The organism is Burkholderia sp. ABCPW 111 (assembly GCF_000773065.1).
Taxonomy (GTDB): Bacteria; Pseudomonadota; Gammaproteobacteria; order Burkholderiales; family Burkholderiaceae; genus Burkholderia; species Burkholderia savannae.
Genome location: NZ_JPWT01000077.1, coordinates 32,465 through 53,241 on the forward strand (window position 1 = coordinate 32,465; position 20,777 = coordinate 53,241).

The 20,777-nt window shown below is 67.9% G+C and carries 22 protein-coding genes; 13 read left to right on the forward strand and 9 right to left on the reverse strand.

Features of this window, described 5'->3' with window-relative positions; all coding sequences use genetic code 11:
• Positions 1-823: 823 nt before the first annotated feature.
• Positions 824-1,699 carry a restriction endonuclease gene (locus X946_RS17375; RefSeq protein ID WP_052145110.1) on the forward strand — a complete coding sequence of 292 codons (876 nt, stop codon included), beginning with the start codon at positions 824-826 and terminating at the stop codon, positions 1,697-1,699.
• A 67-nt stretch (positions 1,700-1,766) separates the two neighbouring features.
• Here X946_RS17375 and X946_RS17380 read toward each other — a convergent pair whose 3' ends face one another.
• Entirely contained in the window at positions 1,767-2,294 is a 528-nt protein-coding gene (locus X946_RS17380) for a cytochrome b (RefSeq protein WP_038749911.1), read from the reverse strand.
• Positions 2,291-3,373 (reverse strand): catalase family peroxidase, encoded by a 1,083-nt coding sequence (locus tag X946_RS17385; RefSeq protein ID WP_038749914.1) that lies wholly within the window; start codon positions 3,371-3,373, stop codon positions 2,291-2,293. The genes X946_RS17380 and X946_RS17385 overlap by 4 nt, the downstream gene beginning before the upstream one ends.
• 162 nt (positions 3,374-3,535) lie before the next feature.
• Here X946_RS17385 and X946_RS17390 point away from each other — a divergent pair, with 162 nt between their 5' ends.
• From X946_RS17390 to X946_RS35170, 3 genes are all read left to right on the forward strand, one after another.
• On the forward strand, positions 3,536-4,051 hold the full coding sequence (locus X946_RS17390; protein ID WP_038749917.1) for a sigma-70 family RNA polymerase sigma factor: 516 nt from the start codon (positions 3,536-3,538) through the stop codon (positions 4,049-4,051).
• Positions 4,048-4,800 (forward strand): anti-sigma factor family protein, encoded by a 753-nt coding sequence (locus X946_RS17395; protein ID WP_038749920.1) that lies wholly within the window; start codon positions 4,048-4,050, stop codon positions 4,798-4,800. Before X946_RS17390 ends, X946_RS17395 begins: the two co-directional genes overlap by 4 nt.
• A 67-nt stretch (positions 4,801-4,867) precedes the next feature.
• Positions 4,868-5,005, forward strand: a complete 138-nt coding sequence (locus X946_RS35170) for a hypothetical protein (RefSeq protein WP_161788672.1) — start codon at positions 4,868-4,870, stop codon at positions 5,003-5,005.
• A gap of 474 nt (positions 5,006-5,479) precedes the next feature.
• Here X946_RS35170 and X946_RS17400 read toward each other — a convergent pair whose 3' ends face one another.
• Positions 5,480-5,845, reverse strand: coding sequence for an STY0301 family protein (locus tag X946_RS17400; RefSeq protein ID WP_038749923.1), 366 nt, complete (start codon positions 5,843-5,845; stop codon positions 5,480-5,482).
• Positions 5,832-6,272 (reverse strand): BPSL0067 family protein, encoded by a 441-nt coding sequence (locus tag X946_RS17405; protein ID WP_038749926.1) that lies wholly within the window; start codon positions 6,270-6,272, stop codon positions 5,832-5,834. The genes X946_RS17400 and X946_RS17405 overlap by 14 nt, the downstream gene beginning before the upstream one ends.
• A gap of 99 nt (positions 6,273-6,371) precedes the next feature.
• Here X946_RS17405 and X946_RS34030 point away from each other — a divergent pair, with 99 nt between their 5' ends.
• The 6 genes from X946_RS34030 to X946_RS17430 all read left to right on the forward strand — a co-directional run bounded on the left by X946_RS34030 (position 6,372) and on the right by X946_RS17430 (position 9,723).
• On the forward strand, positions 6,372-6,812 hold the full coding sequence (locus X946_RS34030; protein WP_152611733.1) for a hypothetical protein: 441 nt from the start codon (positions 6,372-6,374) through the stop codon (positions 6,810-6,812).
• Positions 6,736-7,191: a hypothetical protein gene (locus tag X946_RS17410; protein WP_038749928.1), complete on the forward strand. Its 456-nt coding sequence runs from the start codon at positions 6,736-6,738 to the stop codon at positions 7,189-7,191. The genes X946_RS34030 and X946_RS17410 overlap by 77 nt, the downstream gene beginning before the upstream one ends.
• A 191-nt stretch (positions 7,192-7,382) precedes the next feature.
• Entirely contained in the window at positions 7,383-7,922 is a 540-nt protein-coding gene (locus tag X946_RS17415) for a DUF4142 domain-containing protein (RefSeq protein WP_038749931.1), read from the forward strand.
• Positions 7,915-8,289, forward strand: a complete 375-nt coding sequence (locus X946_RS17420) for a cupredoxin domain-containing protein (RefSeq protein ID WP_081989711.1) — start codon at positions 7,915-7,917, stop codon at positions 8,287-8,289. The genes X946_RS17415 and X946_RS17420 overlap by 8 nt, the downstream gene beginning before the upstream one ends.
• Before the next feature lie 28 nt (positions 8,290-8,317).
• Positions 8,318-9,013: an RNA polymerase sigma factor gene (locus X946_RS17425; protein ID WP_038749934.1), complete on the forward strand. Its 696-nt coding sequence runs from the start codon at positions 8,318-8,320 to the stop codon at positions 9,011-9,013.
• A gap of 152 nt (positions 9,014-9,165) precedes the next feature.
• Entirely contained in the window at positions 9,166-9,723 is a 558-nt protein-coding gene (locus X946_RS17430; RefSeq protein WP_038749936.1) for a hypothetical protein, read from the forward strand.
• Positions 9,724-9,811: 88 nt separating this feature from the next.
• Here the strand turns inward: X946_RS17430 and X946_RS17435 are convergent, their stop codons facing one another.
• The 5 genes from X946_RS17435 to X946_RS17450 all read right to left on the reverse strand — a co-directional run bounded on the left by X946_RS17435 (position 9,812) and on the right by X946_RS17450 (position 16,416).
• Positions 9,812-10,945 (reverse strand): CaiB/BaiF CoA transferase family protein, encoded by a 1,134-nt coding sequence (locus tag X946_RS17435; RefSeq protein WP_038750217.1) that lies wholly within the window; start codon positions 10,943-10,945, stop codon positions 9,812-9,814.
• A gap of 358 nt (positions 10,946-11,303) precedes the next feature.
• The gene (locus X946_RS17440; RefSeq protein WP_038749937.1) at positions 11,304-13,427 is read right to left on the reverse strand and encodes a 3-hydroxyacyl-CoA dehydrogenase NAD-binding domain-containing protein; all 2,124 of its coding nucleotides are present in this window, start codon (positions 13,425-13,427) and stop codon (positions 11,304-11,306) included.
• A 12-nt stretch (positions 13,428-13,439) separates the two neighbouring features.
• Positions 13,440-14,645, reverse strand: a complete 1,206-nt coding sequence (locus X946_RS17445; RefSeq protein ID WP_038749940.1) for an acetyl-CoA C-acetyltransferase — start codon at positions 14,643-14,645, stop codon at positions 13,440-13,442.
• A gap of 58 nt (positions 14,646-14,703) precedes the next feature.
• The gene (locus tag X946_RS34035; protein WP_152611734.1) at positions 14,704-15,084 is read right to left on the reverse strand and encodes a hypothetical protein; all 381 of its coding nucleotides are present in this window, start codon (positions 15,082-15,084) and stop codon (positions 14,704-14,706) included.
• 195 nt (positions 15,085-15,279) lie between these two features.
• Positions 15,280-16,416 (reverse strand): acyl-CoA dehydrogenase family protein, encoded by a 1,137-nt coding sequence (locus tag X946_RS17450; RefSeq protein ID WP_038749943.1) that lies wholly within the window; start codon positions 16,414-16,416, stop codon positions 15,280-15,282.
• 110 nt (positions 16,417-16,526) lie between these two features.
• Between X946_RS17450 and X946_RS17455 the strand changes: the two genes are divergently transcribed.
• The 3 genes from X946_RS17455 to X946_RS17465 all read left to right on the forward strand — a co-directional run bounded on the left by X946_RS17455 (position 16,527) and on the right by X946_RS17465 (position 20,276).
• Positions 16,527-17,600, forward strand: a complete 1,074-nt coding sequence (locus tag X946_RS17455) for a GlxA family transcriptional regulator (protein ID WP_038749945.1) — start codon at positions 16,527-16,529, stop codon at positions 17,598-17,600.
• Between the two features lie 823 nt (positions 17,601-18,423).
• Positions 18,424-19,260, forward strand: a complete 837-nt coding sequence (locus X946_RS17460; protein ID WP_038749948.1) for a PaaX family transcriptional regulator C-terminal domain-containing protein — start codon at positions 18,424-18,426, stop codon at positions 19,258-19,260.
• A gap of 26 nt (positions 19,261-19,286) precedes the next feature.
• The gene (locus X946_RS17465) at positions 19,287-20,276 is read left to right on the forward strand and encodes a fatty acid desaturase family protein (protein WP_038749951.1); all 990 of its coding nucleotides are present in this window, start codon (positions 19,287-19,289) and stop codon (positions 20,274-20,276) included.
• Positions 20,277-20,777: the final 501 nt, after the last annotated feature.

Genomic DNA, 20,777 nt, shown 5'->3' on the forward strand with positions numbered 1-20,777 from the left:
CACAGCGGCAGAAACGAGGACCACAGTTTTGAGGTGGTTCTCGCTTTCTCGGTCGCGACGGCAATCTGGGGTCTGGCAGCCTGCTTGCATCGCCTGCCATCGGTCTATTCTGGGTTGTTGATAAAATCTCGGTCGTGAAGCGTGCGTCAGGGTTTTCGGGCCGATGGCTTGCAGTCCCGCAGAAGCTCGCGCAATCCATAAAGACAGACGATAACGCTATCCATGTAAGCGTTACGTAGGCTGGCCAGCTTCTCGGCCGCCGGCATAGTTCATACGATGCCCATAAAACTGGCGTTTCAAGACGAGAAGCTCCGAAAGGTGTGTGAGAGCCCGCGCTCGGCGAAGCTGAATTACGGGGAGGCCGTTGGTCGGGCAATTCATGGCCGGCTGGCCACGGCAGTTTCGATACTCGAACGACGCGGCTCGTGTTGCCAAAGCGATACCGAGGTGGCAGTCTTGGGCGCTGACGTCCTTGTTCACATTGATGTGGGGGGGTGATGGGAGAACTTTGTGAAGAAGACTCAGGGTGATGAGGCAGGCACAGCAGTGAGGAAGTGAATCTCACGCGATGCGTCCCAAAATCTCACCCGATGCCGCCCACGCCCCGCAGAGCCTTATTTGGCGGGGCAGAAAATCTCACCTTATGGGTCTTGCTACAGTGTCGTGTAGATAGCCTCATAACATGAGAAAATCGGACCCATAAGTTGAGAAACTTATGGGTCTTTTTTAATAGCCCACCCCTAACGCTTACCCACTGAAATTTAATATCATTTAAAATGCAGCAAGGAGGCATAGACCCTCCTATTTCCGAATATATACGAAAATGGCAAAAGAAAAGAAAGATACTGCTTCAATATTTCGCTATATGGGGTCCGCGTTAGACGCACTCAGGATACTTGGTGGGTCTGGCACTCCTGACGAAGTTGTGGAACGTATTGCACGAGACCTCAATATTTCAGATGAGGTGCAAAATGAAATCCTGCCGTCAGGGGAAGAGCGTTTCCGCAACCGGATACGATGGGCACGACTCTACCTAGTGCGTGAGGGATTGGTCGACTCGTCAAAACGCGGGGTCTGGGCGCTCACGGAGGCCGGTCGTCGCACGTCTCTTTCGATTGATCAGGCCCGTAGCATTGCTACAAAATGGAATCGCATTTTCGGAGAGGAGCGGCGAGCGAAAGCTGTTAGCTCGGAGCCTATCTCAGTTGAGGCCTCAGAACCCACAGCTACGGCCACAAGCGACTATCGCTACGAGCTCATTCAGTTACTTAAAAATCTACCGGCGTCGGGGTTCGAACGATTGTCCCAGAGGCTTCTTCGCGAAGCCGGCTTTGTACAAGTGGTTGTAACAGGGAGTAGCGGTGACGGAGGCATAGATGGATATGGCACACTCCAGGTTAATCCACTCGTCTCATTTAAAGTTCTATTCCAATGCAAACGCTACGCAAAATCCGTATCTCCGTCACAAGTTCGTGATTTTCGCGGAGCAATGTCCGGCCGGACAGATAAAGGTATCATCATCACGACTGGAACATTTACGGCGGAAGCGCGTCGCGAGGCAGCTCGCGACGGCGTCCCGCCAATCGAGCTTATCGATGGCGAAAAGCTTGTCGATATGCTGGAACAGTTGGAGCTAGGACTGAAACCCGTACGAACGTTTGTCGTCGACACGTCATTTTTTGACGAATTCAAAAACTAACTCGTTGTCCGGCGTACCCAGCACTTCAGACTCCTCTCAAAAACCACCACGCCTTTAATCGCCGCCGTCACCGCCCCACCATCGCCCTCAGCACCCCATCCCGCCGAATCAACCCGTGATAAAGCGCGGCGGCGAAGTGCGCGAGAAACGTCGCGAAGAACAGATAAGCCAGCCACCGATGCGCATGCCGCAGCCAAGCGAACCAAACCGGATCGGCCGGCGCGATCGGCGGCAATTGCACGCCGCCGCCCAACGTCACCGGATACCCGCCCGCCGACAGCATCGCCCACCCAACCACCGGCATCGCGATCATCAGCGCATACAACGCGAGATGCGACCCATGCGCCGCGAATTTCTGCCACCCCGGCAAATCCGAAGGCAACGCCGGCGGCCGCGAACTCAACCGCACCACCACCCGCACGCAGGCCAGCGCCAGCACCGCCACCCCGAGCGGCTTATGAATCGAAATCAGCACCGCGTGCCGCCCCGACACCGTCGCCACCATCCCCGCGCCGACAAACAACATCAAGACGATCATCGCCGCCATCGCCCAATGCAGCAGCCGCGCCAGGGGGCCGAACGTAGTCTTCATCATCGTTTCTCCGAAAGCGGATGCGCGGCGCCGGGCATCCCGGCTTCTTCGCTCGTGCGGCGCAGGTACGAATCCGCATACGCGGCCGAGCGCGCGGCGAGCAGCGGGTCGCCCGACGCTCGGATGCCGTCGGGCAGGATCGTCGGATCATAGTTGACGTCGCGGCACGGCCCGCTGCCCTGCGCCTCCACGCGGTCGAGCACGAGCGTGCCCGCATCGATCGTCGTGCGATTCGCGGGCCACGCGCGCGTCGCGTCGTCGACGGGATCGCCCGGCTCCGCCAGCGTGAGCAACAAACGCCAGCGCTGCGGCCCGGAACCGATGCGCCGCGTCAGATCCTCCTGCAGCACGTTCGGATCGCCCACCTTCGCAACTTCGCCCGCCTCGGCCGTCTGTTCCGGCGCGACGCGCCACCGCACCGCCTGCCGTCGCCCCGCCGCATCGACGAGATAGAACGCGTTCAGGCTGTAATACGTCTCGGTGACGTAGCTCGCGCCCGGCCTCGCCGTCTTCGCCCACGCGCGGAACGCGGCCGTCTCCGGATGCGCGTCGAAGAACGCCTTCAGCTTCGCCGGATCGGGCTTGCCCGTCTTCGGGTCGGGCCGCCCCGCCACCGTCTGCTCGTAGAACGCGCGCGGCGTCGCGACCGGAAACACCGGCATGCTGTTCATTCCCGTGCGCCATTGCTCACCGTCGGGCGCGCTCAGGCGCAGCGCGAGGCTGCGAATCGGCACGCTGTTGTCCGGCGCGTACGGATTGCCGCCCGGCAGCGCGAAGCGTCCGACCACCCGCGCGCGCGCCGCCGCGAAAAAGGGCGCGGTCGAGTACGCGCTCGCCGCGCCGTTGCCTTCGAAATAGCCCGTCACGCAGACGCCTTTCGCGTGATTGCGCCGGTAGCCCGGATGCAGGCCGCCGTTGCGCTGCAGCGCGTCGACGAGCCGCTGCGGCGTCAGCCGGTGCGGCGCGAGCCAGCCGCCGACGTAGCCGAACGACGCCGCGACCGCCGCCGCCGCGCCGCCGATCAGCGCCCATCGCCAGAGGCCGCGCACCGGCTCGGCAGGCGGCGTTGAAGGGTGTTCCATCGTGTACGCTCCCGACCATCAGGTCCTGTGTCGAACCCGCGTATGACGGATCGCCGCCCGGTTTATTCCACGAGGAATTTTTTCGCGCATGCGTGGAATAAACTCGGGCGACCGGGCGTCTGACGCTTTGAATCCACTCCGACGCCGGCATCCGCCCCGCCCATGCCCCCCGCCGATCTCGACGACCAACTGCACGAACTGCTGCCGCGACTGCGCCGCTTCGCGCTCTGGCTGACCCGCGACGTCCACAGCGCCGACGATCTCGTGCAGTCGACGCTCGAGCGTGCGCTGTCGCGCTGGTCGACGCGGCGCGACGATTCGGCGCTGCGCAGCTGGCTCTTCACGATCCTGTACCGGCAGTTCGTCGATGCGACGCGCCGCGCGAAGCGCTACGCGTGGCTGCTCGGCCGGATCAGGGACGACGACGAGCCGCAATGGCCGTCGGCCGAGGATCACGCGATCGCGCGATCGATGCTCGACGCGTTCGGCCGGCTGCCGACGGAGCAGCGCAGCCTGCTGCTGCTCGTCGCCGTCGAGGGATTCAGCTATCAGGAAGTCGCCGAGCTGCTCGACATTCCGATCGGCACCGTGATGTCGCGGCTGTCGCGCGCGCGGCACGCATTGCGCGCGCTCGGCGACGGCGAGATTTCCGCTCCTTCGCTGCGTTTGATGAAATGAACATTCCGCCCGACGAACACGATCTTCACGCCTATGTCGACGGCCGGCTCGACGCCGATGCGCGCGCGGCCGTCGAGCGCTGGCTCGCGCTGCATCCGGCGCGCGCGGCGCAAATGCTCCGCTGGCGGCAGGATGCGCAGCAACTGCGCGCGGCGCTCGATTCGGCCGCGCTGCCCGCGCCGACTGCGACGCTCGATCCCGCCGCGCTGCGCGCGCGCCGCGCCGAACGGGCGCGCGCGCGGCTCGCGGTGGCGGCGTCGCTCGTGCTGTGCGTCGGGCTCGGCGCGATGGGCGGCTGGCAGGCGCACGGCTGGCGCAGCACGCCCGCCGCGCCGATGAGCGACGCCGTCGCCGCGTACAAGCTGATGGTCGTCGATCGCAGCGCGCGCGTCGACGTCGTGCAGAAGCGGCCGGGCGAGTTGCAGGCGTGGGTCGCGCGCGAGGTCGGCGCGTCGGTCCGGTTGCCGGACCTGAGCGGCGCGGGCTTCGCGCCCGTCGGCGGGCGTCTTTTCGCGACCGAGCGCGGCGCGGCCGCGATGGTGCTGTACGAGGATGCGGCCGGGCGCACGCTGAGCTTCTACGTGCGGCCGCCCGAATCGGCGAATCGCTTGCTCGCGGCCGGCGAGCGTGCCGACGGCACGCTGCTCGCGCGCTACGGATCGGTGCGCGGGTTCAACTATGCGGTCGTCGGGCGGGCGGACAGCGTGGGCGAGGCGGCCGTCGCGCGTGCGCTCGATGCGCAGATCTGACGGCGGGCGCGACGGGCGCGTGGCTTTCGTGCGATGCGGTTGCCCGCGAGCGCGTAACGCGTGCTCGTTGTCGGCCGGCCAGCGTGCCGACGGCGCACTGCTTGAGCGCCGCGAATCGGTATGCGGCTTCTACCATGCGGTCGGTGCGCGCGCGGGCAGCGTTGGCGAAGCGGGCGTCGCACATGCGCTCGAAGAGCGGATCTGACGGGCGGCGCCCGATGGGCGTCCGGCTTTCGCTCGATGCGTTCGCCTCCGAGCGCGACGCGTGCTCGCTGTCGGCCACGCGCCTCCATCGACGGACCCATCGACGGCGCGCCGCACACACGCCGCCTGCCGGTTCGCGGGTTCAAGCATCGCGTGCTGTCGTCAGGCACCCGGACAGCCTCGGCGACGCGCCGTGTCGCATGCGCCCGATGAACGAGGATTTGACGAGCCGATCGCGACGCAAGGACAGGTTTCCGTTAATTCGCTCGAAGCCGAATTCGCGGCGTAAGCGCGCGACGTGCGGCAGGCGACGCCGCCGCCCGACGCAATCCGCATCGATCGGCAGAATGGAAAACGGACGAAGAAAAGCGCGCACCGCTCGAGGATCAATTGCGTCGCGGCTCGTCGGACGCCGCGCGCATCGCACGCAAGAACGCATCGAACGCGCGGCGCGCCATCGCGCCTCACGCGGCGGTCACTTGCACGTCACCCGCAACGCCTTCTTGCCGTCGATCCGGTAATCGCAGCGATTCACGCGGCCGGCGAGCTTGACGTCCCGCGTCTCGCCGTCCGCGTACTTGCAGCGGATCGTCACGTAACGGCCAGCGTCGTACACGTAGCCCAGCGCCCAGTGGCCGTTGCGCTCGCTGGCGTCGTCGGGAACCAGCGTCGCGAGATCGCTCGGCGCGCCGTCGAACACGTCGACGTAATGCAGCGGGCTTTGCTGCCGCACCGGGCAGACTTCCGCGCTCGCGCCGGTTGCGCCCGTCGTGCCGGACGCGCCCGCACAGCCGAAAAACGCCGCCGCGACCAATGCGCAGGCTGCCTTACTCCACGACATGGAAGTTGTCTCCGTTGTTCGACCGGCCGTGCGCGCCCCAGCGCAGGCGCCGCTGCTGAACCGGTTGCGGCGTGGGCGGCGTCACGAACTGGTCGTAGACCAGGACGCCGCCGTCCTTCGACTGGCTCACGTAGATGGCCGCGTGGCCGTCGTATTTGCCGGCCGCGTTGAACGTCGCGATCACGGTGCCGGCGACGATCGTCGCATTCCCCTTCACCGCCGCGCCCTTGCGCCATTGCACGGTGAGCGGCAGCGTCGGGCACACGCGTTTCACATAGGACACGCATTGCCCGCAAAGATCGACGCCGGACGTGACGCTGCCGGCCGGCGCTTGGTCGAACGGCGTGAGCGCCGAGCTCGGCGCGCAAGTCCAGCGGCCGACCGGCGCCTCGGCGTTGCTCGAATAAGTGGCGGAGACGTAAGGCATGGTTCCCTCGGTCTTTTTAAGCGGAATTCGAATTGACACAACCAGCCAGGCGAACCGGATTGTCGGGCAGATGCCGAAAACGATCAACCGTCGCGACAATTGAACAAATTTCTTGCATCTCAGTGCAATTTGCACGCCGCGCCGATCGATCGCGGCCGCGCGCGGCGCTGCGCGATCGGCGCGATCGGCGCAATGCGACGCCTCAACGCGCTCGCCGGACGCAAGGAAACGGCTCGTTCACGGCACGCCATGCCGCCGATCGTCCCACGCACTCGCTTGTCGCGCGCATCATGGAATAGCGCGGCACGTCCGTTCGTTTACAAGTCGAGCGTCAGACGTTTCGCGAAAGCGGTGCTCCGCGCGCGCGGCATGCGCTCGTCGACATCGAAAAAGGACGGCATGCAGGACGACGCCGGCCATCGCGCCGCGCCGATATTTCGGGGTGTCCATTCAGAGCCCTATCATGAACAAGCTGATTCGTTTCGCAACCGCGCTGATGTGCGCGAGCGTGTCCGTCTGCGCATGCGCACAAGCCTATGACGGAACCACCACGTCGATCGACACGTCTCGCTGCCGGGCGATCACCGGACAAGCGGAAATCGACGGCACGATGCAGCAAGTCGTCGGCCGCGCATGCCTGCAAAGCGACGGCACCTGGCGGCTCATCGAGAGCGACGACGGCAGCGTGCTGTGGTATCCGATCGCCGACTACCCGTTTTCCGATCCGTGGTACTGGGGCACGCCTTTCTTCGTCGTCGGCGGCACGACCTTCGTATTCGTCGATCGCTTCCACCACTTCCACCGGTTCCACCATTTTCATCCGATGACGCCGGGTCACATCGGCCCGCCGATGGGCAGCGGTTTTCATCACGGGCTGTCGCATGGCGGCGGCATGTCGGGCGGCATGCTGCGGCACTAGCGCATCGGGCGTACGAAACGCCGCCGGCGCGTCGCGTCCGCCGGGGGCAGCGCCGTGCGAGCCGCATCGCTTCCGCTGCGCCGGAACGCGACGGCGACACGCGACATCTATGTCCTCACGGCGCACGGCAGCGCCGGCCGCATCGAGGCCCGTTTCCGCACGCCGCCTGTCCGTCACTTGGGAGAACTCGCATGAAGATCATCACGAGAGGATGGCTCGGCGCGCTGACGCTCGCGCTCACGAGCGGCGCCGCCTGCGCGCAGGGCGCGGGGCCGACCGATCCGCAGATCGCGGCGATCGTCGCGACGGCCAATCAGGTCGACATCGACGCCGGCAAGCTCGCCGAATCGCGATCCGCATCGAAGGACGTGAAGGCGTTCGCGCAGCGCATGGTCGCGGATCACGGCAGCGTCAATCAGGCCGCCGCCGATCTGCTGCACAAACTGAACGTCGCGCCGGAAGAAAACGCGACGAGCCGCAGCCTCAAGCAGGGCGGCGACGAGAACCTCGCGAATCTGAAGACACTGCACGGCGCCGCGTTCGACAGCGCGTACGTCGCGCATGAAGTGGCCTACCATGAAACGGTGCTGGACGCGCTCGACAAGACGCTGATCCCGAACGCGAAGAACGACGAGCTGAAGGCGCTGCTCGTCAGGGCGCGGCCGGTGTTCGTCGCGCACCTGGATCACGCGAAGCACTTGCAAGCCGCGCTGGGAAAGAGCGGTGGCTGAGCGCCGGCATGCCCGCCCGGCTCGTCCGTCGCGCAGCGCAACCGCGGCCGGGCTCGCGCTCGCGGGCGCGCTGCTCGCGGGTGCGGTTCCCGCGGCGACCGGCGAAGCCGCGTCGCCCGGCACGCACGTCGTCGTGATCGAGGGCATGCGCTTCATTCCGCAGACGTTGACCGTGCATCGCGGCGATCGCGTCGAATGGGTGAACAAGGATCTCGTTGCGCACACCGCGAGCGCGATGTCGGACGCGTTCTATTCGCGCAACATCGCGCCGGGCGAACGGTGGCGCTACGTCGCCGACAGGCGCGGCGATTATCCATACCAATGCCGGCTTCATCCGACGATGCGGGCCACGCTGATCGTCCGCTGATGCGGCCCGCCAACACGAGGCGATCGAGATGACGAATTCCGCGACGGCGTTCGCGCAAAACGATGCGGATGACGAACGATTGCTCGCACGCCGCATCGCCGCGGGCGATCAGTCCGCCTTCGAACTGTTGATGCGGCGCCACAACTGGCGCCTCTTTCGCATCGCGCGCGCGACGCTGCACTCCAACGCGGACGCGCAAGACGCGCTGCAGGACGCGTATCTGTCCGCATACCGCGCGATCGGCGAGTTTCGCGGCGAAGCCGCGCTCTTCACGTGGCTCGCGCGGCTCGTGCTCAACGAATGCTTCGCGCGTCTGCGCCGGCATGCGCGCCGTCAACGTGTCGTTCCGATCGTCGATATGAACGCCGAATCCGAAATCGACGCGATGTGCGCGCACGATCCCGATCCGTCGTATCGGGCCGCGGCGCGCGCCGAGCTGCGCGGTTTGCTCGAACAGAAGCTCGAGCGGTTGCCGTACGCGTTTCGGATCGTGTTCGTGCTGCGCTCGGTCGAGGAACTGAGCGTCGACGAAACCGCGCACTGCCTCGGCATTCCGGAGGCGACCGTGCGCAGCCGCCATTTCCGCGCGAAGCGCCTGCTGCGCGACGCGCTGGCGCGCGAGATCGGCCTCGTCGAGCACGACGTGTTCGAATTCGGCGGCGGCGATTGCGATCGCCTGGTGGCGGCGGTCATGCGGCGTGTCGACGGAGAATCCGGGCGATAGGTCCGGGCGCCGGATGCCGTGCGTCTCGCCCGCGCGCATCCTCGATGGGCGGTGCGCCACGCGTCACGACGCAAGCAATTCGGCTACAGTCCAGGTATGCGGCCGCGCCGAAGACGGCCGCCGGCGCTTCCATCCAATCCGAGGACCACTCCATGCGCATCATCCGGGCCTGGCTCGCGCTGACGCTCGCCGCATCCATTGCATCCACTGCATCTGTCGCGCACGCCGCACCCGCCGGCAAGACGCTGTCGTTCGACGGCGTCGATTTCTTCCGGCGCGACGCCGCGAGCAATCGGCTCGAATACACGCCGAAGGGCGAGGAAGATCTGTTGACGTGGCGCAGCATGATCACGCTCGTGCGCTATCCGGAAGCGACGACGGGTGACGGGCTCGCGGCGATCGCGAACTCGGTGCTCGGGCTCTACAAGCAGAACCGCGCGATGGTTCTGAAGGTCGACGCGGTGCCGGCCGCGCCCGGCAAGCCGGCCGAATACTTCATCTCGGTGGTGTTCCCGACGCGCGATTTCATCGAAGCGGTGTTCACGCGCATCGCGCTCGTCGACGGCGCGGGCGCGGCCGCGATCTACTCGCATCGCGAATATGGGCACGCGGTCGGCAACGAAGTCAGCGCGTGGCTCGCAAAGAACGGCCCGGCGAAGGAACGCGCGCTCAGGCAATGGAATCCGCTGCCGACGACCGGCGGGAAGTGAACGTGAGCGCGCGCCGCGCGGCGTCGAATCGCGCGCCGCGCGCCGCCGCCCGCCGATCGGCCGGCACGCGATGCCGCGCCCGGCCCGCTCAGCCCTTCGCGACGAGCGCCGCGATCTCGTCGTCCGCGAAGCCCGCTTCACGCAGGATCGCGGCGCTGTCCGCGCCGCGTCGCGGCACCGCGCCCGGCTGCGCGGCCGGCGAGCCGGAAAACCGCGGCGCCGGCGCCGCCTGCAGCACGCCGTCGCGTTCCGCATAAACGCCGCGCGCGGCGAGATGCGGATGCGCCTTCGCCTCGACCGGGCTCAGCACGGGCGCGAAGCACACGTCGGTGCCCTCCAGCAATTCGACCCAATGCGCGCGCGGCCGGCTCGCGAAGAGGTCCGCGAGCCGTTCGCGCAGCCGCGGCCAGCGGCTCGCATCGTACGGATTGCGGAAATCCTCGTCGTCGGCGAGATCGAGCTTGTCCAGCAGCAGCGCGTGGAACTGCGGCTCGAGCGCGCCGACGCTCACGTAGCCGCCGCACGCGCAGCGATAGCTGCCGTACCAGTGCGGGCCGTCGAGCAAGCCCTGGCCGCGCGCCATCGGCATGAATCCCGCCGCGTGAATCGACAGCAGCAGGTTCATCAGATTCGCGCTGCCGTCGACGATCGCCGCATCGACGATCTGGCCCTTGCCGCGCAGGCGCGCGTCCAGGATGCCCGCGAGCACGCCCATCGCGAGATACAGCGCGCCGCCGCCAAGATCGCCGACGAGCGTCGGCGGCGCAAGCGGCGCGTCGCCCGGCCGCCCCGCATACCACAGCGCGCCGGACAGGCCGATGTAGTTGATGTCGTGGCCCGCCGCGTGCGCGAGCGGGCCGTCTTGCCCCCAGCCCGTCATCCGACCGTACACGAGCCTCGGATTGCGCGCGAAGCATGCATCGGGGCCGAGCCCGAGCCGCTCCATCACGCCGGGGCGCATCCCTTCGATCAGCGCGTCGGCGCCTTTGACGAGCCGCAGCACCGCATCGGCCGCCGCCGGCTGCTTGAGGTCGAGCGAAAGCGAGCGCTTGCCGCGATTGAAGATCGCGCGACGGCCGAGATCGAGCGGATCGCCGTCGCGGCCGGCCGTGCGCTCGACGAGGATCACGTCGGCGCCCATGTCGGCGAGCAGCATTCCGCAGAACGGCGCGGGGCCGATTCCGGCGATTTCGACGATTCGGATTCCGTGCAAAGGGCCCATGCCCGCTCCCGTGAAGTTCGATGCGCCCGGTTCGGTGCGATGCCGAATCGCGGTGCGTCGGTGGCGGCGCCGATCGCGGTTCGGCGGCGTCACACGGCGTCACGCAATGTCACGTCGCTCGCCCCGCGTCGATTCCGCGCAATGCGTGCGCGATGCGTTACGACACAACTGACGCAACTGACGCAACCGACTCGACTGACGCGACGCGATGCCTGCGATGCCCGCGATACGACGCGCCACGACGCGATGCGTTACGACGCCGCATCACGCGCCTCGCCGCGCGCGGCGCACAACGCGATCGCGCACGCGGCGCGAAGCCCGGCGCACCCCGATCACCGCACGCTTCGACACGCCCCGCTCAGTAGAAGCTCTGCCCCTGCGCCGCCATCTCGCGCAACAGCGTCGGCACGGCGAAGCGCGCGCCGTACTGCGCCGCAAGACGATCGCACGTCGCGACGAACGCGTCCACCCCGACGCCGTGGATATGCGACACCGGCCCGCCGCGAAACGCCGGGAAGCCCCAGCCGAGGATCGCGCCGACGTCCGCGTCGCGAGCCGTCGTCAGCACGCGCTCCACGAGGCAGCGTGCGGTCTCGACCGCCTGCACCGTCACGAGCCGCTCGATCAGCGTCTTCACGTCGGGCTGCTCGGCCGCGGCCGGAAACTCGCTCGCGAGCCCCGGCCACAACGCCTTCTTGCCGCCGTTCGCCGGATAGTCGTAATAGCCGCGCCCCGCCTTGCGGCCGAGCCGGCCGAGCTCGACCATCCGCGCGGCCACGTCCTCGCCGGGGCGCGCGACGTACGCGTCGCCGAGATCGGCGCGCGTCTGCTTCGTGATCTTGTGGATCAGCTCGCTCGACACCTCGTCGGTCAACGCAAGCGGCCCGACCGGCATCCCGGCGAGCAGCCCGGCGCTCTCGATCAGCGCGGGCGCGACGCCCTCGGCGAGCATCGCGAGCCCTTCGAGCACGTACGTCGAGAACACGCGGCTCGTGTAGAAGCCGCGCGAATCGTTGACGACGATCGGCGTCATGCCGATCGCCTTCACATAATCGAGCGCGCGCGCAAGCGTCTGCTGGCTCGTTTCGCGCCCGACGATCACTTCGACGAGCGGCATCTTGTCGACGGGCGAGAAGAAATGCAGGCCGATGAAGTTCGCCGGCCGCGCGCTCGCCTGCGCCAACCCCGAGATCGGCAGCGTCGACGTGTTCGACGCGAAGAGGGCGTCGGGCGCGAGCACGGCTTCGCTCTTGCGCGTGACGTCGGCCTTGATCGCGCGATCCTCGAACACCGCCTCGATCACGAGCTCCGCGCCGTCGAGCCGCGCGAAGTCGGTCGTCGGCGTGATCTTCGCGACGAGCGCGTCGGCCTTCTCCTGCGCGAGCCGGCCGCGCTGCACCTGCTTGTCGACGAGCTTGCGCGAGTAGTCCTTGCCGCGCGCGGCCGCTTCGTCGCTCGTGTCGATCAGCACGACGTCGAGCCCCGCCTTCGCGCTCACGTACGCGACGCCCGCGCCCATCATGCCCGCGCCGAGCACGCCGATCTTCCGGTAGCGCTGCGTCGGCACGCCCGCCGGCCGCGCGGCGAGCTTGTTCGCTTCGTTCATCCCGAAGAACAGCGTGCGGATCATCGCCTTCGCTTCCGGCGACAGCACCGCCTTCACGAAATAGCGCGCTTCCGTCTTCAGGCCCGTGTCGAGATCCGTCAGCAGCCCTTCGTACACGCACGACAGGATGCTCGCGACGGCCGGATAGTTGCCGTATGTCTTCTGTCGCGCGAGCGCGTTCGCCGCCATGAACACCTGCTGGACGGACGGGTGCGTGAGCGCGCCGCCCGGAATCCTGAAGCCCTTCGCGTCCCACGGCTGCGTCGCGGTGCGGCGGCTCGCGTCGAGCAGCCACGCGCGCGCGGCGGCGCTCTCCTCGCCCGCCGGCACGACCGCGTGCAGGATGCCGGCCTTCAGCGCATCGGCCGCCTTCAGCCGCTTGCCTTCGAGCAGGAGCGGCAGCGACGCCTGGACGCCGACGAGGCGCGGCAGGCGCTGCGTGCCGCCGCCGCCCGGCAACAGGCCGAGCGTCACTTCCGGCAGCCCGAAGCGCGCTTTCGGATTGTCGGCCGCGACGCGATAATGGCCCGCGAGCGCGATCTCCAAGCCGCCGCCGAGCGCCGAGCCCGGCATCGCGATCGCCACCGGCTTGCCGCCCGTCTCGAGCGCGCGCAACGCGCGGTGCAGCTCGCACGTGCGCTCGAAGAGCGTTGCCGCGTCGTTGCTCGCCTGCAGCCATTCGAGGTCGCCGCCCGCGATGAAATCGGGCTTCGCCGACGTGACGAGTATCCCCTTCGCCGCCGCGTCCTGAAGCGCGCGCGCCGCCGCCGCGAAGAACGCCTCGCAGCTCTCGCCGTTCAGCACGTTCTGGCTGCGCTCGGGCAGGTTCCACGTGAGGGTCGCGATGCCGTCGTCATCGAGCGTGTAATCGATCATGGTGGTCCCCCGTCAAATCCGTTCGATGATGGTCGCCGTGCCCATGCCGGCGCCCACGCACAGTGTCGCGAGGCCCGTGGCCGCGCCGCGCCGCTCGAGTTCGTCGAGCAGCGTGCCGAGGATCATCGCGCCCGTCGCGCCGAGCGGATGGCCCATCGCGATCGCGCCGCCGTTCACGTTGATCCTGTCGTGCGAAATCGCCATCACGTCCATGAAGCGCAGCACGACCGACGCGAACGCTTCGTTCAGCTCGTACAAATCGATGTCGGCCGCGCGCATGCCGGCGCGCTTGAGCGCCTTCTCGGCCGCGTAGCTCGGCCCCGTCAGCATGATCGACGGCTCCGAGCCGATGCTCGCGAACGAGCGAATCCGCGCGCGCGGCGCGAGGCCCGCGCGCTTGCCCGCCTCCAGCGTGCCGATCAGCACGGCCGCCGCGCCGTCGACGATCCCCGAGCTGTTGCCCGCGTGATGCACGTGCTCGATGCGCTCGAGCTCCGGATAGCGCTGGCGGATCACCGCGTCGAAGCCGTACATCTCGCCCAGTTCGGCGAACGACGGCTTGAGCGCCGCGAGCGTGTCGAGCGTCGTCTGCGGGCGGATCGTCTCGTCTCGATCGAGAATCGTCAGGCCGTTGTCGTCGCGCACCGGCACGATCGAGCGCGCGAACCAGCCGGCCTGCGTCGCCGCATGCGCGCGGCGGTGGCTTTCGACCGCGTATGCGTCGACGTCGGCGCGGCTGTAGCCCCACTTCGTCGCGATCGTGTCCGCCGACACGCCCTGCGGCACGAAGTAGCTCGGAATCGCGATCGCCGGATCGACCGGCCACGCGCCGCCGCTCGAGCCCATCGGCACGCGCGACATGCTCTCGACGCCGCCGCCGATCGCCATGTCCGACTGGCCGGACATCACCTGCGCGGCGGCCACGTTGCACGCTTCGAGGCCCGACGCGCAGAAGCGGTTGATCTGCACGCCGGCCGTCGTCTGCGCGTAGCCGGCCGCGAGCACGGCGATGCGGCCGATGCACGCGCCCTGCTCGCCGACGGGCTCGACGCAGCCGAGCACGACGTCGTCGACGAGGCTCGTGTCGAGTGCGTTGCGGTCGCGAATCGCGCGCAACGCGGTGTCGGCGAGCCGCAGCGGCGTGACGCCGTGCAGGCTGCCGTCCTTCTTGCCTTTGCCGCGCGGCGTGCGCACGGCGTCGAAGATGTAGGCTTCCATCGATCGTTCCTTGGGTTGATAGGGACGGCCTGTCAGGACGGCCTGTCAGGACGGCCGGTCAGAGCTGCATTCGGACGGTGGTCGAGGCGGCCGGGGCGGTCGCGTCGCACTGCCGGCCAAGTCGTTCTCGTCGGGTCTTGCTGATCTCGCCGATCGGGTCTTGCGGGCCGACGGTTTTGGTCGGGCGGTCGGGCGGTCGGGCAGCCAAGCCGGCGTTCGGGCGGGCGGATCGGCTCTTCGACAAACAAACCGACCTCGGGCGGCTCGGCGAGCCATTCGGCAATTCCTCGGCGAACGCCGGCGAGTCATGCGGCCTGACGCTTGGCGAGCCGTCCGGCGAACCGTTCGACAAACCGATGCTCATGCCGCGCGGAAAACCGGCCGAACCGCTGCCCGCCGCCGCGCCGTGCCGAACTCCGTTCGATCGCTTGTCCGACACGATCGACGCTGCGGATGCGTGCCGAACGTCCGGCACGCCCCAAGCGCCTCCAGTGCCTCCAGTGCCCCAGCGCCTCAGCCCCCCACGCGCCCTCATCGTCCAATGCGCCGACCGAGAAGCCGAAGCACCGCCCCGCCCGCACCGCGACGCGCGGCTGTGCCGGGCCGCGCGGCCTGCGCGCGCCGGCCGCGCACGTCACAGCGTGCGCGCGATCAGCTCCTTCATGATTTCATTGGTGCCGCCGTAAATCTGCTGCACGCGCGAATCGGCCCACGCGCGCGCGATCGGGTATTCCCACATGTAGCCGTAGCCGCCGTGCAGCTGCACGCAGCGGTCGATCACCTTGAATTGCAGCTCGGTCGTCCAGTACTTCGCCATCGACGCCGTCGCCGCATCAAGCTTGCCCGCGAGTTGCAGCTCGATGCACTTGTCGACGAACACGCGCCCGATCTGGATCTCGCTCTTGAGCTCGGCGAGCGCGTGGCGGCTCGTCTGGAAGTCGATCACCGCGCGGCCGAACGCGCGCCGCTCGCGCGTGTAGTCGAGCGTCCACGAAAGCGCCGCCTCGGCCGCTGCGATCGCGCTGATCGCGATCTGCAGCCGCTCCCACGGCAGCTCCTGCATCAGGTAGACGAAGCCGCGGTTCTCTTCGCCGAGCAGGTTGCCGGCCGGCACGCGCACGCCGTCGAAAAACAGCTCGGACGTGTCCTGCGCCTTCATGCCGACCTTCTTCAGCCGCTTGCCCTTGCTGAAGCCCGGCATGCCCGTGTCGACGACGAACAGGCTCGTGCCCTTCGAGCCGCCTTCGGGCGTCGTGCGCGCGACGACGATCACGACGTCCGCGTGCCAGCCGTTCGTGATGAAGATCTTCGAGCCGTTGAGCACGTAGTGGTCGCCTTCGCGCACCGCGCTCGTGCGCACGCCTTGCAGGTCGGAGCCCGCGCCGGGCTCGGTCATCGCGATCGCGCCGATCATCTCGGCGCTCGCGAGCTTCGGCAGATAGCGCGCCTTCAGCGCGTCGCTGCCGTAATGGAGGATGTACGGCGCGACGATCTCCGAATGCAGCCCGAAGCCGAGCCCCGACGCGCCCGCGCGCGCGATCTCCTCGAACAGCACCACGCTGTAGCGGATGTCCGCGCCCGCGCCGCCGTATGCCTCCGGCATGCTCGCGCAGTGGTAGCCGGCCTTGGCCGCCTTCGTCCACACGTCGCGGTCGACGTAGCCCTGATCTTCCCAGCGCTCGTGGTGCGGCATCACTTCAGACTCGATGAATCGGCGGACGGACTCGCGGAACTGCTCGTGCTCTTCGGCGAAGATGGTGCGTGGAATCATGGCGTCTCCAATGAGGGAATCGCTCGGCGGCCGGCGTCGGCGCCTGCTGTTTGCGGTATTTGAGCAAGTCCGCGACAATCTGCGTTGATTCGAAACGCCATTTTCTTGACATGAAAAAACAGCTGCGCGGCGCTGGCCGGCCCGGTGTCGCGATCCTTCTGCCGCCGCGGCTGTTGGGCGGCTACGTTTTCCTCACGCAGGAAATGCTGCTGCTCGCCGGCACGATGAGGGCGCGCAGCCTCGACGTCGTCAACAGCCGGCTGTTCGACATCGCGATCCTGTCGCACGACGGCCGGCCGGTGCGGACGATCGGCGGCATCGACGTGCCGGCGACGGGCGCGCTGCGCGAGCCCGACGCGCACGAAGTCGTGATCGTTCCCGCGCAGTTCATGCCGGACGAGCAGATCGACGCGGTAGAGCGCGTCTTCATCGACTGGCTCAAGCGCCGCTACGCGGCGGGCGCGCTCGTCGTCGGGCTCAACGCGGCGCCGCTGATCGCGAAGGCCGGCCTGCTCGACGGGCGCGGCGCGACCGGGCTGCCGAGCGAGCGCACGCTGTTCGCGCGGCATTTTCCGGCGGTGCGCTACATGCCGTCGGCGCCGCTCATCGTCGACGGGCGGCTCATCACCGTAAGCGGGATCAATCCGGCTGTCGACGCTTGCGCGTACGTGATCGACTACTGCTTCGGCGCGGGCGTGTCGCAGCGGCTGCTGCGGGTCGCGCTCACGCAGTCGCTGCCGTCGTACGAGCACATGGCCGTGTGGGCCGCGCAATACAAGCGGCACGGCGACGGGCCGGTGCTCGCGGTGCAGGACATCGTCGAGCGCGCGCTCGCGCATCCGCCGACGCTCGCCGAGCTCGCCGTGCGCGCGGCGATGAGCGAGCGCACGCTGTCGCGCCGCTTCGCAGCCGCGACCGGGTTGACGCTGCGGCGCTACGTCGCCGTGCTGCGCGTCGAGCTCGCCGCGTTCCTGCTGCGCACGAGCCGGATGACGCTCGATCACATCGCCGACGAATGCGGCTTCGCGAGCGCGAGCGCGCTGAGCCATGCGTTCCTGGCCGGGCATGGGTGCAGCCCGATTCAGTATCGGCATCGGCATCGGCCGGATGCGCGGCGGGCGGCGGCGGCGGGCGGTGGTGCGGGCGCGGTTTCGGGGGCGGGCGGGACGAACGCGGGCGACTGAGATCGGGAGTCGGGCGGCGGGCGCGCTGCAGGAAGAGGCAAAAGGGGCAAAAGGACCCAAAGAACCAAAGGAGCTGAAAAGAGGCTAAAAAGGGGCCGACTCGAACAATGAGAGCGCCAAACAAGCCGAAAGAAGCCGAAAGACCGGCGGGGCACGCGATGCGGCGTCCCAACGCGCTGAATGTGCAAGACGCGCGGCGGCACGCCGGCATCGCCGCGGGTTCGAACGCGCAGACGCGCGCCGGCCGCGTTCGTCGCCCGCTCCCGCGCGGTGGGCAACGCTCGCCCGCTTACGGCTCAAGACGGATCGGCACGCATCGCCTGCCGCCGAGCCGTTGCGCTTTGCCGTCGAATCGACACGCCGCGTCGCACGCAGCCGGCGACGCGAGAGCTCGCCGCGGCATCGTTCGCCTGCCGTTAGTCCGCCTTTTATCCTCCCTTTTGTCTGCCTTTCGTCCTCCCTTTTGTCGGCCTTTTCCCGCCGTCCGTACGATCGGATAGCGAGCGCGCGGCTCGGTACGCAACGGCACGCCGCCCGGCGCCGTTCTCACCTTCACCCGCGAACGCCTCACCTTTCGCCGCAGCGTCGCGGCGTGTGAACGGCGTCGGCTCGCCATTCATTCCGCACTGCACGATCGCCGCTCTTTCCCGCCCCACAAGGCTCAGGCCGACTCCGGCATCGTGGCGAAGACAAACGCGACTGCGATGCCGCCCCCCTCGTTCGCCGCCGCCTCCCTCGTCAATTCACTTGAAACATTACAAGAAAATCTATATAAATGAATTCTAAGTAATCACCTTTCGCTTTCCGACCAAGAAATCTCCCCATGACGCAACCCACCGCGAAACATCTGATCCTCGATTTGCTGGTCGCGAAGGACGGCGAGCCGCTGCAGGTGCGCGAAGCGATCATCGCGTGCCGGCTGTTCGGCCTCACCGAGAACAGCGTGCGCGTCGCGCTCGCGCGGCTCGCGGCCGAGTCGCTCGTCGAAGGCGCCGAGCGCGGCAGCTACCGGCTCGGGCCGTCGGCCGTCGAGCTCTCCGAGGAGCTGACCGCGTGGCGCACCGTCGAATCGCGGCTGCGCCGCTGGAGCGGCGCGTATCTGATGGTGTCGTGCATCTCGCTCGGACGCGTCGATCGCACCGCGCTCGCGCGCCGCGAGCGCGCGCTCGAGATGCTCGGCTTCCGCGAATGGGACAAGAGCCTGTACATGCGCCCGGACAACGTCGAAGGCAACGTCGACGCCGTGCGCCGGCGGCTGACGAAGCTCGGCGTCGAGCCGTCGGCGGCGGTGTTCGTCGCAATGGGCTTCGACGCCGAGCAGGAAGCGCGCATCCGCGCGCTGTGGGACGGCGAGGCGCTGTCGGATACATATCGCACGCTCGGCGCGCAGCTCGAAGACTGGCTCGCGCGCGCACCGGAGCTCGATCTCGACGTCGCCGCGCGCGAGGCGTTCCTGCTCGGCGGCAAGGCGATCCGGCAAGTCGTGTTCGATCCGCTGCTGCCCGAGCCGTTCGTCGACGTCGCCGCGCGCGCCGCGTTCATCGAATGCGCGCGGCGCTACGTCGCGGCAGGCCACCGGGTCTGGCGCGCGCTCCTCGACAGCGAGCATCCGTCCGCGCCGGGCGCGGCGCGCGCCGCCGTGGCCGGCCATCTGCACTAGCGCGACGCATTGGGGGAGACATCGACATGACCGACAGAATCCGCATCCGCGACCTCTTCACCCGCGACGAGATCCGTTCGCTGACCGCACGCTCGAACCGGCGCGGCGCATGGGCGGTCGGCTCGACGTGGGCGGTGATCGCGCTCGCGTTCGCGGGCCTCGCCTACGCGCGCGCGCATTTCCCGCCGTGGGGCTTCGCGCTGGCGCTCGCGGTCGGCATGACGATTCTCGCCGGACGCCAGCTCTGTCTCGGCATCCTCCAGCACGACGCCGCGCACGGCACGCTGTTTCGCACGCGCTGGGCGAACGATGTGCTCGTCGACTGGCTGTGCGCGCGCCCGATCTGGAACGAGCTGCGCAAGTACCGCCCGTATCACCTGACTCACCACGCGACGACGTCGTCGAGCGCCGATCCGGATCTGTCGCTCGTCGCGGGCCTGCCGACGACGCGCGCGTCGCTCGCGCGCAAGTTCCTGCGCGACGTTTCCGGCGTGACGGGCGTCAAGTTCCTGATCGGCCGCGCGCTGATGGACGCGGGCGTGCTCGAGTGGTCGCTGACGAACGACATCCGGCGCGTGCCGCAGGCAGGCCGCCGCTGGCGGGACTATGCGCTCGCGTTCTTCCGCGCCGCGGCCGGCATGCTGATCACGAACGGCATCCTGCTCGGCGCGCTGTGGGCGAGCGGCCATCCGTGGCTGTACGGCGTGTGGGTGCTCGCGTACGTGACGCCGTTTCCGCTGTTCATCCGCATCCGTTCGATGGCCGAGCATGCGTGCCTCGAAACGGGCGACGATCCGCTGCGCAACACGCGCACGACGCACGCCGGCTGGCTCGCGCGCGCGACCGTCGCGCCGATTCGCGTGAACTACCACGTCGAGCATCACCTGATGGCGTCGGTGCCGTACTTCCGGCTGCCGAAGATGCACCGGATGCTGCGCGAGCGCGGCTGCGTGGCGCAGCCGCCGTCGTATTGGCAGGTGATGAAGGCCGTCAGCGGAAAGCCGCCGGCGGCCTGAGTTTTTCGAGCTTCGGCCCCGCGTCGGATGACGAGCGTCCGCCGTGGGATGAAACTTGCGGGCCCGGCGGCGCGTCGTGGTAATAAAGTACGGCACGGCGCCGGCGGCGGCTCGTTCCTGATGCCGCTCATTACACGGCGCGGTGTCCCGGCTCCCGCATCGCGGGCTCTCGCACGTCGTTCGACGTCGGACGACCGAGTTGCGGCGTTCATCAAGCCGGTACCGCTCGCCGCGCTCGCCGTCTTGCTCGCTCACGTTCTCCCGCCGTCGATGCGACGAAGCAGATGCCGCGTCACGATCCGAGCTATCGAACCGTCGCGTTTTTCTGCAATGCAAGTGAGCGATAGGCCAGACGCCACCGCATTCGATGCAGCACACAGAACGGCTTCAATCCGAACGAGAAAGCCTGCCCGCAACCAGTGGACAATTTGGGGATAAACCACCACTCGGACTGTGCACCTCAAAAGTTGTTCTTCACGGTGCGCGACAATTCATTGCCTG